Here is a 15926-nt window from a genome sequence, read left to right on the forward strand (position 1 = left end):
GCCTCAAACCCCGTACCCCATCATCTTCAGCAACTGTTGTGCGTGCTGTACCGCGTCCTGACGGTGCGCGACGCCGAGTTTCTGGTAGAGGTTGCGGATATGCGTCTTAATGGTGGTTGCGGCCACCGCCAGTTCGCCGGCAATCTGTTCGTTGCTGTAACCGGAATAGATAAGCCCTAACACCTGCCATTCACGCTGGGTGAGCGGGCTGGTGCGAATAAGCTCCGGGACATCCGGATGGTTAAGCAGGCGCTCGACGAAGCCTTCGTCAAAATGGGCGAATTTATGCCGGTGATGTTGGTTAATCTCTCGCAGGATGCGCTGCGCGCGATGCTGCTCCATCTCCGGCAGCGTATTGAGCTGGATAAGCTGACGCAATTGTTGCGCCATGGCTTCGCCTTCAATCACAAAATGGCTGATAAATCCGGTGCGGTTGGCGAGCTGTAAGGCATCAAGCAATACGCGCTGGGCGTCGTTTTTCCGCCCGGATTGCCAGTAAAGCTGATTGAGTAACAGCAGATTGCGGTTTAAATCGCTCATTAAGCGCAGGCTACGGGCATTCTCATTTAACTCTTCCAGCACGATTTCCGCAGGCTCGAATTCGCCCAGCAGGATCTGCGCGCGGGCGATATTCCGCCATTGCCCTTGCAGAAAATGGTTATTGGCAAACGCCGGTTTGGGCGTATGACGTAACCAGTTGGCGGCGGATTTCTTGTCGCCGGTTAACTGCCAGTAAATGACACGCACTTTATCGGCGTTAGAGATCCAGTCGCAGTGATAACGACCATTGCCTAATAAATTTTCCGGTCGGTTAAGCTGACTACGGGCATTATCCAGATCGCCGCGCGCCAGCGAGCACTGCACCAGTAACGTCAGGCACTGCAACTGTTGTTGCGGCTGGAAGGTGGACAGCACAGCGATACCGCTGCGCGCCGAGGCCTCCGCTTCGTCAAGGCGCGCCCACGCCCACAGCAATTGCGCGCGGATACGTACCAGAAACTCATGCATCGGCAGTTGTTCCAGATGTTGCTCTTTGATCAACTGGAAGGCTCTCTCCTGCGTTTCCCATGCGGCCTGCAGGAATCCCTGGGCGAACTGAATTTCACTTTGTTGAATTAAGCTCCACAGCGCGTAATGCCAGACGTCATGATGGCGCGCCATTTGTTCGGTTTGCTGCATCAGCGATAAAGACTGGCTGAGATCGCCTTTACAGTGCAGCACTTCGCCGTGAACGGAGGTCGCGACAATACGGCTATAAAACCAGGCGAGAGGAAGCTCATCCAGCGCCAGTTTCGCCAGCCGCTCAGCCTCTTCCGGATTGCCGTCGTTGATGGCGACCTGGGCGCGCAGCGCGTTAAATTCAGCATGTAGCGTGCCGTCCATGACCCCTTTGATCTCTTGCTCGGCGCGCGCCAGCAGCGTATTCACTTCGCTGTAGCGGTGTTGGCTTTGCATCAGCCAGGCCTGTAACAACACCAGCCGCGGATTTTCCAGCAGGCTTTCCCACGGCAGCGCTTTTAATGACTCTTCCAGCAGCGCCAGTTCACTGTGATTAAACAGCCCCCACGCATGGTTAAGCAGGATATCGCGCAGCATTTGCGCGTCACCCGCCGCCAGCGCATGATGAATAGCTTCGCCGGGAAAACCCTGTTCCATCCAGCTTTCCGCGGCCGCACGGTGGATCTCCGGCAGTTCCGCCGCCAGTTCCCACTGGCAACGCTGGCGCAGAAAGCTACCAAACAACGGGTGATAGCTAAACCACTCGCCCGTGTCGTCCATGCGTTGCAGGAATAACCCCTGGCGCTCAATCTCCTCCAGCCGCATCTGGCCGTTTTCTTCGCCGGTCACGCGCACAATCAACGCGTCATTCATTGAGCGTAAGATCGCGCTTTTAAGTAAAAAATGTCGGGTGCTGACATCCACGTTATCCAGTACTTCGTCCACCAGATAATCAGAAAGGTGGCTGGCATTAATCCCGGCAAGACGGCGGGCGGAGTGATGCGCAGAGGTATGGTTCTGGCGCGCGGAGAGGGCGATCAACTGTAGCGCAGTGGCCCAACCGGCCACATCGTCGCACATACGACTGCTCTCAGCGGCTTCAATGGGCGACGAAAGGCGACGGTCAAAAAATTGCTTTGCTTCCTGATGGTTAAAAGCTAACTGCTGGCTGCCGATTTCCAACAGCTGATCGCGCACGCGCAGATTAGCGATGCCCAGTTGCGGAAAATTACGCGATAACACCACCAGGGTGAAATTTTCCGGCTGATGCCGTAAGAAAAAGCGCATCGCGTCGTGAATCACCGGATTGGTAATCAAATGGTAGTCGTCAATCACCAGATAAAGCGGGCGATGCCACTGCGCCAGTTCAATAAAGAGCTGCGCGAAGAGGGACGTCAGGCTGGCGTACTGACGTTTTTGCGCCATCGCTTCGCTGGTAGAGCAGTGTCCGCCGGTGGCCTGTTGGATAGCGGCAATTAAGTAACTGGCGAATCGCTCTTGCTGGTTATCGCCTTCGTCGAGAGAGTACCAGCCTAATTCATTTTTGCCCGCCGCCCACTGTGAGACAAGCGTGGTTTTCCCATAGCCAGCAGGACTGGTTACCAGGGCGAGCCTGAAATTGTTCGCGCCGGAAAGTTTAGCCAACAGCCGCTCACGAACCACGGTATGGTCGAGACGAACCGGACGACTTAATTTAGACGGAATCAACATAGCAATCACTTCACTGTGGGAAATGGGGGGAACTGCGATTTTTTTTGCGCTTCGTAATTAATAGATATAAGGTCGGCCAGAAAGCATTTTAATGCAAGCTAAGCAGACTTTTTATGTGTCTGAATTTGCACTCTGTCACAATTCTAAATAACGGTATTAAAAAAGTATTCGGCGCGGTTGAAACGAGCGTCAGAGCTGGGCTGAGGTCATATTTCCGTTATTGTAAATAATGTCCTGGACAGGATGCGGATTTAACACAATGGCGATACCAGGCGTTTAATTAATTATGTTAAGTTAGTGAACCTCCCGCTGCTGAATATTTCAGGTAAGAAACTATTTCGGCGTTCATATAATCTTCGAAAATACCCCTTCGCGATTTACTGTTATTTCTGTTTATTCATTTGATTATGCGTAACACTGGGTGTCGTTGACAGGAATCGGCGCGTTTATACAGGGGTAAGTGGCGGCGATCACACTTTTATGCTCATCCCCGCTCCTCCTCCCTCCCTAATCATTGCCGGGAGGAGGAAGGTCAACATCGAGCCTGGCAAACTAGCGATAACGTTGTTTTATTACCCGAGGACGGATTTCCTATGTCACAGCCAACCTTCAATAAAGATCAATTCCAGGCCGCCCTGACGCGTCAGTGGCAGCGTTTCGGTTTACTGTCGGCGTCCGACATGACGCCTCGTCAGTGGTGGCAGGCCGTTAGCGGCGCGCTGGCGGAATTACTGAGCGCGCAACCGGTAGCGCAGCCGACGAAAGGCCAGCGTCATGTGAACTACATTTCGATGGAATTTTTGATTGGCCGCCTGACGGGAAATAACCTGTTAAATCTGGGGTGGTACCAGGACGTTAGCGATGTGCTGAAAGCGCACGATATTAATCTGACCAATCTGCTGGAAGAGGAAGTCGATCCGGCGCTCGGCAACGGTGGTCTGGGACGTCTGGCCGCCTGCTTCCTCGATTCGATGGCCACTGTCGGGCAGTCCGCTACCGGCTATGGTCTGAACTACCAGTATGGGCTGTTCCGTCAGTCATTTGTTGAGGGCAAGCAGGTGGAAGCGCCGGATGACTGGCATCGCGGCAGCTATCCGTGGTTCCGCCACAACGAGGCGCTGGACGTCCAGGTTGGGATCGGCGGTAAAGTCACCAAAGAAGGGCGCTGGGAGCCAGGTTTTGTGATTACAGGCCAGGCCTGGGATCTGCCGGTGTTAGGCTATCGTAACGGTGTCGCGCAACCGCTGCGTTTGTGGCAGGCGACCCACGCCCATCCGTTTGATCTGACCAAATTCAACGACGGCGCTTTCCTGCGGGCGGAACAGCAGGGTATCGATGCGGAAAAACTGACGAAGGTGCTTTATCCCAACGATAACCACACGGCGGGCAAAAAACTGCGCCTGATGCAGCAATACTTCCAGTGCGCCTGCTCGGTAGCGGATATTCTGCGTCGCCATCATCTGGCCGGACGCAAGCTGCATGAGCTGGCGGATTATGAGGTCATTCAGCTAAATGATACCCACCCGACTATTGCCATCCCTGAACTGCTGCGCGTATTGCTGGATGAACACCAGATGAGCTGGGATGACGCCTGGGCTATCACCAGCAAAACCTTCGCCTACACCAACCACACCCTGATGCCGGAAGCGCTGGAGTGCTGGGACGAGAGGTTAATCAAAGCGCTGTTGCCGCGTCATATGCAGATTATCAAGCAGATTAACGATCGCTTTAAGACGCTGGTCGATAAGACCTGGCCTGGCGATAAGCAGGTATGGGCAAAACTGGCGGTGGTGCACGACCGTCAGGTACGCATGGCCAATATGTGCGTGGTCAGCGGCTTTGCGGTCAACGGTGTGGCGGCGCTGCACTCCGATCTGGTGGTGAAAGATCTGTTCCCGGAATATCACCAGCTTTGGCCGAACAAATTCCACAATGTCACCAACGGCATTACGCCGCGTCGCTGGATCAAACAGTGCAATCCGCAGCTTGCGGCGTTGCTGGATAAAACGCTGAAAAAAGAGTGGGCTAACGATCTCGACCAGTTGATCAACCTCGAAAAATACGCTGACGATGCGAAGTTCCGTCAGCAATATCGCGACATCAAGCGGGCGAACAAAGAGCGGCTGGTGAAATTCATCAAGGCCCGTACCGGGATTGAGATTTCAAGCAACGCGATTTTTGATATTCAAATCAAACGTCTGCACGAGTACAAACGTCAGCACCTGAACCTACTGCACATTCTGGCACTGTACAAAGAGATCCGCGAAAACCCGCAGGCCGACCGCGTACCGCGCGTATTCCTGTTTGGCGCGAAGGCGGCGCCGGGCTATTACCTGGCGAAGAACATCATTTTTGCTATCAATAAGGTTGCGGAAGCCATTAATAACGACCCGGCGGTGGGTGATAAGCTGAAGGTGGTTTTCCTGCCGGATTACTGCGTCTCGGCGGCGGAAATGCTCATTCCGGCGGCGGATATTTCCGAGCAAATTTCTACCGCCGGGAAAGAGGCGTCCGGCACCGGCAACATGAAACTGGCGCTGAACGGGGCGTTGACTGTGGGAACGCTGGACGGCGCTAACGTTGAAATCGCTGAGAAGGTGGGTGAAGAGAATATCTTTATCTTTGGCCATACTGTGGAAGAGGTCAAGGCGCTCAAAGCCAAAGGCTACGATCCGGTGAAATGGCGTAAAAAAGACAAAGTGCTGGATGCGGTGCTAAAAGAGCTGGAAAGCGGTCAATACAGCGATGGCGATAAACATGCCTTTGACCAGATGCTGCATAGCCTCGGCAAACAGGGGGGCGATCCGTACCTGGTCATGGCGGACTTCGCCGCTTATGTCGAGGCGCAAAAGCAGGTGGATGCGCTGTATCGTGACCAGGAAGCGTGGACGCGCGCCGCGATCCTCAATACCGCGCGCTGCGGTATGTTCAGTTCCGATCGCTCTATTCGCGATTATCAAGCCCGTATCTGGCAGGCAAAACGCTAAGGGAGCGCGATGGAAAATAAACGTCTCGATAGTGCCGCGCTGGCGGCGGGGATCAGCCCCAGTTACATCAATGCTCATGGCAAACCGCAGTCTATTGGCGCTGAAACCAAGAGACGTTTGCTGGCGGCGATGCACGGCACGACAACAGGACCACAGGCGGTCGTGCCGAATGTGAAGGTTTATACCGCGGGTAAAAAAATGGCGTTGCCGGTAGAGGGGCGCGGTGAGTTTGCCTGGCTGCTGACTACGGAAGAGGGCGTGCATTACAAAGGGCGCGTGACGGGCGGTAAAAAACTTAACCTTCCGGCTACATTGCCGGAGGGCTACCACACCCTGACGTTGACCCAGGATGAACAGCGTACGCACTGCCGGATTATCGTCGCCCCGCCGCGATGCTATGAGCCGCAGGCGCTGCTGGAGGGGAAAAAACTGTGGGGGGCCTGCGTCCAGCTTTATACTCTGCGTTCAGAAAAAAACTGGGGTATTGGCGATTTCGGCGATTTGAAGTCGATGCTGGTCGACGTGGCGACACGCGGCGGCGCGTTTATCGGCCTGAACCCGATCCACGCGCTTTATCCGGCGAATCCGGAGAGCGCCAGTCCCTACAGCCCCTCGTCTCGTCGCTGGCTGAACGTGATATATATCGACGTCAACGCCGTCGAAGATTTCCGCCTGAGCGAAGAGGCGCAGGCATGGTGGCAAATGCCCGCCACACAGCAACAGCTGCGACAGGCGCGCGATGCGCAATGGGTCGATTACGCTACCGTTACCGCGCTGAAAATCACGGCGCTGCGGATGGCGTGGACGCGCTTTGCCGCTCGCGACGATGCGCAAATGGCGGAGTTTCGTCACTTTATCGCCCGCGAAGGCGAAAGCCTTTACTGGCAGGCGGCATTCGACGCGCTGCATGCGTATCAGGTGAAAGAGGATGAGCAGCGCTGGGGCTGGCCAGCCTGGCCGGAGGCGTACCAGTCGGTAGAGTCTCCCGCTGTAAAACAATTCTGTGAAGCGCACCGCGAAGAGGTGGAGTTTTATCTCTGGCTTCAGTGGCTGGCCTGGCGCCAATTCGCCGCCTGCTGGGATACCTGCCAGAGTTTTAAACTACCGATTGGTCTGTACCGCGATCTGGCGGTTGGCGTAGCGGAAGGCGGCGCGGAAACCTGGTGCGACCGGGAGCTGTACTGCCTGAAAGCATCTGTCGGCGCGCCGCCGGATATCCTCGGCCCGCTCGGTCAGAACTGGGGGCTGCCGCCAATGGACCCGCATATCATTGTCGCCCGGGCGTATGAGCCCTTTATCGACCTGCTGCGCGCCAATATGCAAAACTGCGGCGCGTTGCGCATTGACCATGTCATGTCGTTGCTGCGTCTGTGGTGGATACCGTATGGCGAAACAGCGGATCAGGGGGCTTACGTCCATTATCCGGTAGATGATTTGCTTTCTATTCTGGCGCTGGAGAGCCAACTTCACCGCTGTATGGTGATAGGCGAAGATCTGGGGACGGTGCCAGTTGAGATTGTCGGCAAGCTGCGCGATAGCGGGGTCTATTCTTATAAAGTGCTGTGGTTTGAAAATGACCTTGAGAAAAACTTCCGCGCGCCAGGTGCGTATCCGCAACAATCGATGGCTGTCGCCTCGACGCACGATCTCCCCACGCTGCGCGGCTATTGGGAATGCGGTGACCTGACGTTGGGTAAAGCTCTGGGGCTTTATCCGGATGAAGTGATTCTGCGCGGGCTGTATGAGGATCGCGAGCGGGCGAAACAGGGGCTATTGGACGCGCTGCATAAATATGGATGTCTGCCAAAACGCGCCGGGCATAAGGCATCGTTAATGTCGATGACGCCAACGCTAAATCGCGGACTTCAGCGCTATATCGCCGACAGTAACAGCGGTCTATTGGGGCTTCAGCCGGAGGACTGGCTGGATATGGCCGATCCGGTTAACGTACCGGGCACCAGCGATCAGTATAAAAACTGGCGGCGGAAGCTCACCGCCACGCTGGAGCAGATGTTTGCCGATGAGGGCGTAAACAAGCTGATTAAGGATTTGGATAAGCGCCGAAAAGCGGCCGCGAAGAAGAAGTAATAAAGCCGGGGATTTCCCCGGCTTTATTATGGTGAGAGCACGTAGGTCTGATAAGCGCAGCGCCATCAGGCAATCCTGGCGCACATTGCTGCCTTATCCGGCCTACAAGCTGTCTCGCTTAAACCACCATACCCAACAGCAGACAGCCGATCAGGCCGCAGACGGAGATGATCGTTTCCAGCATCGACCAGGATTTAATGGTCTCGCCGATAGTCAAATTGAAATACTCTTTGAACAGCCAGAGGCCCGGGTCGTTGACGTGAGAGAAAATCACGCTCCCGGAACCGACTGCGATAACCATCAGTTCAGGGCTAACGCCGGTAGTGGCGATCAGCGGCGCCGCAATGCCGCCTGCGGTAATCGCCGCGACAGTCGCGGAGCCCAGCGCGATACGCAGCACCGCCGCGATAGACCACGCCATTAACAGCGGAGAGACATTGGTTTCATGCATCATTGAAGCGATGTATTTATCCACGCCGCTATCTACCAGCACCTGCTTGAATGCGCCGCCGCCGCCGATGATCAGCAGCATCATGGCGATAATTTTGATGGAAGAGACCAGCGTATCGTTAATCTGATCCATGGAACGCCCGCGGTTCAGGCCAAAGGTGAACATCGCAATCAGTACGGCAATTAACGTAGCCATTACCGGGTCGCCCAGGAACTCGGCAACGGGCAGGAAAGCGTGGCCTTTTGGCAGAATCATCTCGGCAATCGCACGCATCGCCATCAGAATCACCGGAACCAGCGACGTCCAGACGCTGACGCCAAAGCCCGGCATCTCTTCTTCCGTAAAAGTTTTCGCGCTGTACAGGCCTTCCGGGATCGGCTTATCGATACCTTTCAGGAAACGGGCGTAAACCGGTCCGGCAAGGATCACGGTCGGGATTGCCAGAATCGTACCAAACAGCAGCGTCTTACCCATATCGGCATGGAAAATCGTGGCGATTGCGGTTGGGCCCGGGTGCGGCGGCAGGAAGCCGTGTGTGACGGAAAGCGCCGCGGCCATCGGCACGCCGACGTACAGTAACGGGATATTCGCTGCTGCGGCAATGGTGAATACCAGCGGCAGCATCAGAACGAAGCCCACTTCATAGAACAGAGCGAAGCCGACGGTAAAGCCGGTTAACACTACGGCCCACTGAATATGCTTTTTACCAAATTTCGCGATCAGGGTAGTGGCGATACGTTGAGCGCCGCCGCAGTCGGCAAGCATTTTGCCCAGCATGGCGCCGAACCCCATAATCAGGGCCAGACTGCCAAGCGTACCGCCGACACCGGCTTTGATGGAGCCGATGACTTTATCCAGCGGCATTCCCTGCATCAACCCGACAGCGAGCGCTACCAGGACAAGGGCGATAAATCCGTTCATTTTGAAGCGGATCATCAGAAGAAGTAACAAGATAACACCGATAGCAACGATGACTAATGGCATGATTTACCTGGCCTTTACTTTGTTATGGGTAACGTCATTGTTTCGACGACAAATTCCTGTTGTTCCCGACGGGAACAGAGTCGCAATAGCACCAATACTGATTACCGTTGAAACGAATGAGCGTAGTCAGATGTTATATGGATGTTAGGTGCCCATAAGAATGATACGGGTAACATGTGGGTGTTGAAAATGACCCTGGCAGGCAAAATTTAAATTATGAGACACAGGTCATGTTATCGGTGAAAGGAGAAGGACCATCGTTCTGAGTTGTGGCTGATAGCGCAGGATGGCGGCGTAAACGCCTTATTCGGCCTACGGTGGGGCAGACAAGGCCCGACAGGCGCAAGCGCCATCGGGCATGGATGCGGGGAAAATCTTAGTAGTAGGAGTGCTCGCCGCGCTGGTGTTCGGTCAGATCGCGAACCCCTTTCAGTTCCGGGAATTCATTCAGCAACTGTTTCTCGATCCCTTCTTTCAGCGTGACGTCAACCATCGAGCAACCGTTACAACCGCCGCCAAACTGCAGAATTGCATAGCCTTCATCGGTAATTTCCATCAGCGAGACGCGACCGCCGTGGCCCGCCAACTGCGGGTTAATCTGCGATTGCAGAGCATATTCCACGCGCTCCATCAGCGGCGCGTCATCGGCCACTTTGCGCATCTTCGCGTTTGGCGCTTTCAATGTAAGTTGAGAACCTAGCTGGTCGGTCACGAAATCAATTTCCGCGTCTTCCAGATAGGGCGCGCTCAGCTCGTCGACATAAGCGGTCAACAGGTCAAATTTCAGTGCAGTATCGGTGGCTTCTACGGCGTCGGGCGGACAATAAGAAACGCCGCACTCTGCGTTAGGAGTGCCGGGATTAATGACAAATACGCGGATTTGCGTCCCTTCTTCCTGATTTGCCAGCAGTTTGGCAAAGTGCGCTTGTGCAGCATCGGAAATACGGATCATAGTAATGGCCTAATAGTTGACTATTTTAGTTGGTTATAATACGCCCATCATCGAGGCTCTACAAGGTTCGACACAGGCACCATACCTGGACAGTCGCTGCGCCGTTGCGCAAAAGCAGTTGCGCGATTTCCGCGACGGTACTTCCGGTAGTGACGACATCATCCACAATAACCATATGGAGACCCTGTACCGGCAATTCAAGGCGAAACGCGTTTTTCAAATTGCGTTTCCGTAACCTGGCGCTGAGATGATGTTGTGTTGCGGTCGCCCGTACCCGCGTGATGGTCTGGCTGTCCCACGCGCAGCCCAGCCAGTGCGCTAACGGTTGGCATAACAGATCGCTTTGGTTAAATCCCCGCCGCCAGTGTCGGCGCGACCAGAGCGGAACGCTGACGATTCTGTCGGGAAGCTGCAAGCCAGTGCTGCGGCGCGCCATGAGGACCTCCTGCAACAGTAGACGCGCCAGAGCGGCGGCAATTTCGTTACGGCGGGTAAATTTAAGCTGATGCACCAGTAAACTCAAGGGCGGCGTATAGTTACTGACGCTCACCAGACGCTGCCAGGGCGGCGGTTTTTGCAGGCAGCGACCGCAGGGGAGCGAAGGATGCCTGGCGGGTAATCCACATTGCGGACACACGCTGACGCGCTGGCGGACGGCGCGCGCGCATACGGAACAAATCCCCCAGTGGCTTAACGCCAGCGGCATTCGGCATAGCCAGCATAATCCCGGTACTGTTAGCATAGGTGCATCCTTGTTAGACAAAAGAGAACAGTAACTGATGAATGACATCTGGTGGCAGACCTACGGCGAGGGAAATTGTCATCTTGTGCTGCTGCACGGATGGGGATTGAACGCGGAGGTATGGCATTGCATTCGCGAGGAACTCGGCTCGCATTTTACGCTGCATCTGGTCGACTTGCCGGGCTATGGTCGCAGCTCGGGGTTTGGCGCCATGACGCTTGAAGAGATGACGGCGCAGGTAGCGAAAAACGCGCCGGACCAGGCTATCTGGCTTGGCTGGAGCCTGGGCGGCCTGGTGGCGAGTCAGATGGCGCTCACCCACCCTGAACGCGTTCAGGCGCTGGTGACAGTCGCCTCTTCGCCATGCTTTAGCGCGCGTGAGGGGTGGCCGGGAATAAAACCAGAAATCCTCGGCGGATTCCAGCAGCAGCTTAGCGACGATTTTCAGCGCACGGTGGAGCGTTTTCTGGCGCTGCAAACGTTAGGGACGGAGACGGCGCGTCAGGATGCCCGCACCTTAAAAAGCGTAGTGCTGGCGCAGCCTATGCCGGATGTAGAGGTGCTCAATGGCGGACTGGAAATCTTAAAAACGGTCGATCTACGAGAAGCGCTTAAAAATGTGAACATGCCGTTTTTGCGTTTGTATGGTTATCTGGACGGTCTGGTGCCGCGTAAAATCGCGCCTTTGCTCGATACGTTATGGCCGCACAGTACATCACAGATAATGGCGAAGGCGGCCCATGCGCCGTTTATCTCGCATCCGGCGGCGTTTTGTCAGGCGCTGATGACGCTAAAATCATCGCTGTAACCAGGGCGTTGCCGGGCCCGGACCATTCTGCCAGATTAATGGTTTTCAGACGCCAGATCGGCAGGCGCCAGCCCGGTAACCCTAAGCACGGTATCGCGATCGAAACCATCGTTTAGCATCGAGCGGGCAATGCGCAATGCGGCGAGCCGTTGGCCTTCCTGCTTGCCTTGCTGTAGCCCTTTCTGTAACCCGTTACGATGTCCTTCCTGACGTAATCTTTCTGCGATAGTCATGATCTTCTCCTTATGCTGTGGGATACGCATAGCCACCTGGCGGATAAACGTATTGAAGCGCGCGGCGTCGCCAGTGTGCATCATGTAATTAAACAAACTTTGAAGCTGGGTGTCATTAGCGTATCCCTTAACCAGCAGGGCGACCAGCTGTTCGACAAGCCCCATCAGATCACGCTGGCGGATGTGTTTTTGTATGAGTTCCAGCAGCGCGACCCGTCGGTGCCGCATAATCTCGTCGTCCGGCACGACCGTAATATCGACCAGAGGAAAGGCGGTGGCGTATAGCTTACGCGCCATCACCGGGTCGGCAAATTCATCCAGCCAGCATAATGAAAACGGATACGGGCTGCGGTTTCCGTGATAAAACAGCATTGGCACCACTAACGGCAACGTCTTATGCCCGGCCTCCAGGTGCCGTTGCATTGCAGCCATTGCGTAACGCATCAGCCGAAATGCCATATGCGCGTCCGGCGTACTCTGATGTTCAATAACCACGTAAATGTAACCTTCACCTTCACTTGTTTCCAGCGACCAAAGAATATCGGAATAATGGGGGCGTAAATCCTCTTCAATAAAGCTACCGGACTCCAGCCGTAACGTATTCAGATTACAGATTTGACGTAATGTCGTCGGGAGATGAATTTCCAAAAAATCCCGTGCAGTATCGGGGTGGCATAGAAACTGTTTGAATACCGCGTCATGCGGCGTGGATGTTGTTGAGGTCGCCATATCGATCCGTCATCGGTGAAGTTCAATGGCGTGACACTACGCGCAGACCGGGCTGATTGCAGTAGAGGATTAGCGCGCTTGCGAGGCGCGTGGGGAGATAAATGCGCACGGCGGTAACGCTTTCATCTTTGTGGAAGGCATGACGCAAAATTGCCCGGCAGCGTGACGCGTACCGGGCAACATAACGCGGGATAAAGGCCGGATAAGACGCGTTACGTCGCTACCCGGCGAAGGCTAACGCAAGGCCCACCATTCGCGCAGGCAGGCTTTACCTTCTGGACAACTTTTACAGCTGCCTGAAAGGCAGCCGTCCGCTTCTTCCGGGATACGTACCGCTTTACCCATGATCTCCAGTTGATTCAGCATGGCGTCGATCATGGGCTGCGGAGCGTGCAGCGTATGGCTGATCTGCGTTGCCTCCATACGCCCCCGTAGCGCCAGTAGATCGCGAACCTGTATCAATGAAGCCATTTTTTACATCCCTTAGTGACAATTGCCCGCAGTGCCCGAACAACAGGAACTGACGTTTTTGCGGGTTGCCAGCAGTTCAATGTCTACACGGCTGCGGGCGCGGCGCAACAGGCTTAACACCACAACGTTAAAGACGATCACTGCCAGAATACAGATCAGGCTGTATGTCGGGTGTTGACTGAAGCTGGTAACCTGGTAGAACAGCGTGGCGAGCGAATAGGCGATATTCAGCCCCCACAGGATGGAGAAGCCCATCCAGCCGCGGCTGGACTCGCGGGCGATAGCGCCCATTACCGAGATACACGGTACGTAAAGCAGGACGAAAATCAGGTAACTGTACGCCGCCGCGGCGCTGCCGAATTTTTGATCCATCACGCCCATCGCGCCGGTTGCCATTTCGCCGTCGCCTTTACTCGCTTCGATCGGGTTAGCCAGTACGCTCAGGCTAAAGGTGTCTTTCAGGCTTTGCCAGGTATCGTCAACCGCGCCCAGCAGTTCATCGCCGAGGTGAAAATCGGCAGGATTAAACGCTTCGTCCTGAATATTTTCGGCGGTATAGAGTGTGTTCAGCGTACCGACGACAACTTCTTTCGCCATGGCGCCTGTAAACAGACCCACGGTCGCTTGCCAGTTATCTTCATGGACGCCGATCGGTTTAAAGACTGGCGTGATGACCCGGCTTACGGAGGCGAGGGCGGAGTCATTAATGTTATCGACGATTTTGCCGCTCAGCGAGAAACTGTTAAACGCGCTCAGGAAAATACTCACGATGATAATGACTTTACCGGCGCGTAGTACAAAACCTTTCAGGCGTTGCCAGGTCTGGATGATCAGGCTCTTGATATGCGGTACGTGGTAAACCGGTAGCTCCATCACAAACGGAGAGGCTTCGCCGCGCATAATGGTATGCTTCAGCATCAGGCCGGTTAATACCGCCATGACAATACCCAGCACGTACAGCGAGAAGACCGCCAGCGCGCCGTTTTGCCCGAAGAAGGCGGCGGCAAAGACGGCGAAAATCGCCAGGCGCGCGCCACAGGACATAAACGGCGCCATCATGATGGTCATCAGGCGTTCGCGCGGAGCGTCAAGCGTGCGGGCGCCCATCACGGAAGGTACGTTACAGCCGAAGCCGACAATCAGCGGCACGAAGGATTTACCCGGTAGTCCCAGCGCCTGCATCAGGCGATCCATGACGAAGGCCGCGCGCGCCATATAACCGGAGTCTTCAAGGAAGGAGAGGAATAGGTACATCATCCCGATTTGCGGCACCAGCGGCAGGACGGTATTGATCCCGCCGCCAAGACCTTGCGCCAGGAAGATGGTTAACCAATCCGGGAAGTGCAGCGTGTAGCCAATCCATTGAATGCCATGAATAAAGATGGCGACGGAACCGGCATCAAACAGGGGTTGCAACGCGCCGCCGATGTTAATGGCGAGCAGGAACATCAGGTACATCACGAACAAAAAAATCGGTAAGCCGAGGAAGCGGTTCAGGATAATTTTATCGACCGCCCTGGTGAAGCGGCTGGGTTCGGCTGTCAGGGTATTGCTGACCACGTCGCAAATAGCGGCGATACACTGATAACGGGCGTCGGCGATATGCAGCGCCGGGTCGTCCATTTCGTCCTTCAGACGGGCAAGGGAGGTGTCCAGGTTTTGCGCCGCCTCGTCTGCGTAAGCCCGGCTGTAGATATCGCCCTCCAGCATTTGCAGACCCAGCCAGCGGCGCTGTTGTAAAGGCATCTCCTGGGCCATCGCGTCAGCCAGGAAACCTGCTTCGCGCAGCAGCGGCTGGGCATAATGCACCAGTTCGACGTTGTCGTTAGCGTTGTGACGGTCAATGGCCAGTTTCAGCGCCTCGATACCGCGGCCGCGAGTCGATACCAGCGGTACGACAGGGCAACCCAGACGCGTGGACAGAGCGTCGACATCAATACGAACCTGCTGTTTTTCGGCGATATCCAGCATGTTGAGCGCGACAATACAGGGGATACCCAGCTCCAGCAGCTGCAGCGTCAAATAGAGGTTGCGCTCCAGATTGGAGGCGTCCACAACGTTTATCAACAGGTCGGCGTCGCCGCTCAGGATGTAGTGGCAGGCGATCTGTTCGTCGAGAGAGGTTTGTGACGAGATGGTCGTCAGAGAATAGGTGCCGGGTAAATCTACCAGCGTGACCTGGTGGTCAGTTGTCGCGAACTGGCCCTCTTTACGCTCGACGGTGACGCCCGCCCAGTTCCCCACGCGCTGACGCGCGCCGGTGAGTTGGTTAAATAAGGTGGTCTTGCCGGAATTAGGATTACCAATTAAACCAATGGTTAATTTTTTCATTTTTATAGACTCACTGTATTAACAGGAAACCGCTTCCACTTCTATTAACGCCAAATCCTTTTTACGCAAAACCAGACTCACGCGTCGTGTTTCGATATGGATCGGATCGCCTAAGGGCGCGACGCGGACAACATTAAATGAAGAGCCGGGCAACATGCCGAGCGAAAGCAGTTTTTGACGATACGCCGGGCTGATTTCACGCGCAAAGCCGGTGATTTTCCACGCAGTGTCAGGAGTGAATTGCATACGACCTACTTGTTTCTTACTAACTGGATGTATACCTCATGCGGCGCTCAGGGGGGCGGCAGGAGACCCGATGTTTAGCCAACGAAGGAAAGAGTAAATAATCAACAACACAATGATAATGAGAATGGTTTCTATCTTCAACGATTAAAATGTGACGGAATGTACAAATAAGCGATAATTTGCGCCGATGTTGAT

11 protein-coding genes are annotated in these 15926 nt (G+C 55.0%); 3 read left to right on the plus strand and 8 right to left on the minus strand.

What is annotated here, in order from left to right; translation table 11 throughout:
* Nucleotides 1–3 precede the first annotated feature (3 nt).
* Nucleotides 4–2709: an HTH-type transcriptional regulator MalT gene (malT, locus tag ACQ29O_RS01615; RefSeq protein WP_020937273.1), complete on the minus strand. Its 2706-nt coding sequence runs from the start codon at nt 2707–2709 to the stop codon at nt 4–6.
* A 593-nt stretch (nt 2710–3302) separates the two neighbouring features.
* Here malT and malP point away from each other — a divergent pair.
* Both malP and malQ read left to right on the plus strand, forming a co-directional pair.
* Entirely contained in the window at nt 3303–5696 is a 2394-nt protein-coding gene (malP, locus tag ACQ29O_RS01620; protein ID WP_000082262.1) for a maltodextrin phosphorylase, read from the plus strand.
* Nucleotides 5697–5705: 9 nt separating this feature from the next.
* Nucleotides 5706–7784 carry a 4-alpha-glucanotransferase gene (malQ, locus tag ACQ29O_RS01625; protein ID WP_000428722.1) on the plus strand — a complete coding sequence of 693 codons (2079 nt, stop codon included), beginning with the start codon at nt 5706–5708 and terminating at the stop codon, nt 7782–7784.
* A 118-nt stretch (nt 7785–7902) separates the two neighbouring features.
* Here the strand turns inward: malQ and gntT are convergent, their stop codons facing one another.
* The 3 genes from gntT to gntX all read right to left on the minus strand — a co-directional run bounded on the left by gntT (nt 7903) and on the right by gntX (nt 10913).
* Nucleotides 7903–9219 carry a gluconate transporter gene (gene gntT, locus ACQ29O_RS01630; RefSeq protein ID WP_020937274.1) on the minus strand — a complete coding sequence of 439 codons (1317 nt, stop codon included), beginning with the start codon at nt 9217–9219 and terminating at the stop codon, nt 7903–7905.
* 376 nt (nt 9220–9595) lie between these two features.
* Entirely contained in the window at nt 9596–10171 is a 576-nt protein-coding gene (nfuA, locus tag ACQ29O_RS01635) for a Fe-S biogenesis protein NfuA (RefSeq protein ID WP_000619387.1), read from the minus strand.
* A gap of 58 nt (nt 10172–10229) precedes the next feature.
* On the minus strand, nt 10230–10913 hold the full coding sequence (gene gntX, locus ACQ29O_RS01640) for a DNA utilization protein GntX (RefSeq protein WP_000958742.1): 684 nt from the start codon (nt 10911–10913) through the stop codon (nt 10230–10232).
* 37 nt (nt 10914–10950) lie between these two features.
* Between gntX and bioH the strand changes: the two genes are divergently transcribed.
* Nucleotides 10951–11721: a pimeloyl-ACP methyl ester esterase BioH gene (gene bioH, locus ACQ29O_RS01645; RefSeq protein ID WP_000998145.1), complete on the plus strand. Its 771-nt coding sequence runs from the start codon at nt 10951–10953 to the stop codon at nt 11719–11721.
* Nucleotides 11722–11756: 35 nt separating this feature from the next.
* Here the strand turns inward: bioH and ACQ29O_RS01650 are convergent, their stop codons facing one another.
* The 4 genes from ACQ29O_RS01650 to feoA form a co-directional block, all read right to left on the minus strand.
* Nucleotides 11757–12683: an Rpn family recombination-promoting nuclease/putative transposase gene (locus ACQ29O_RS01650; RefSeq protein ID WP_000235956.1), complete on the minus strand. Its 927-nt coding sequence runs from the start codon at nt 12681–12683 to the stop codon at nt 11757–11759.
* A 234-nt stretch (nt 12684–12917) separates the two neighbouring features.
* A complete protein-coding gene (gene feoC, locus ACQ29O_RS01655; protein ID WP_000157587.1) occupies nt 12918–13154 on the minus strand; it encodes a [Fe-S]-dependent transcriptional repressor FeoC in 237 nt (78 codons plus the stop codon).
* A 12-nt stretch (nt 13155–13166) separates the two neighbouring features.
* A complete protein-coding gene (feoB, locus tag ACQ29O_RS01660; protein WP_000736978.1) occupies nt 13167–15485 on the minus strand; it encodes a Fe(2+) transporter permease subunit FeoB in 2319 nt (772 codons plus the stop codon).
* 18 nt (nt 15486–15503) lie between these two features.
* A complete protein-coding gene (feoA, locus tag ACQ29O_RS01665) occupies nt 15504–15731 on the minus strand; it encodes a ferrous iron transporter A (protein ID WP_001160955.1) in 228 nt (75 codons plus the stop codon).
* Nucleotides 15732–15926 lie beyond the last annotated feature (195 nt).

It is taken from the genome of Salmonella sp. GDC200615 (assembly GCF_050574145.1).
GTDB classification, from domain to species: domain Bacteria; phylum Pseudomonadota; class Gammaproteobacteria; order Enterobacterales; family Enterobacteriaceae; genus Salmonella; species Salmonella enterica.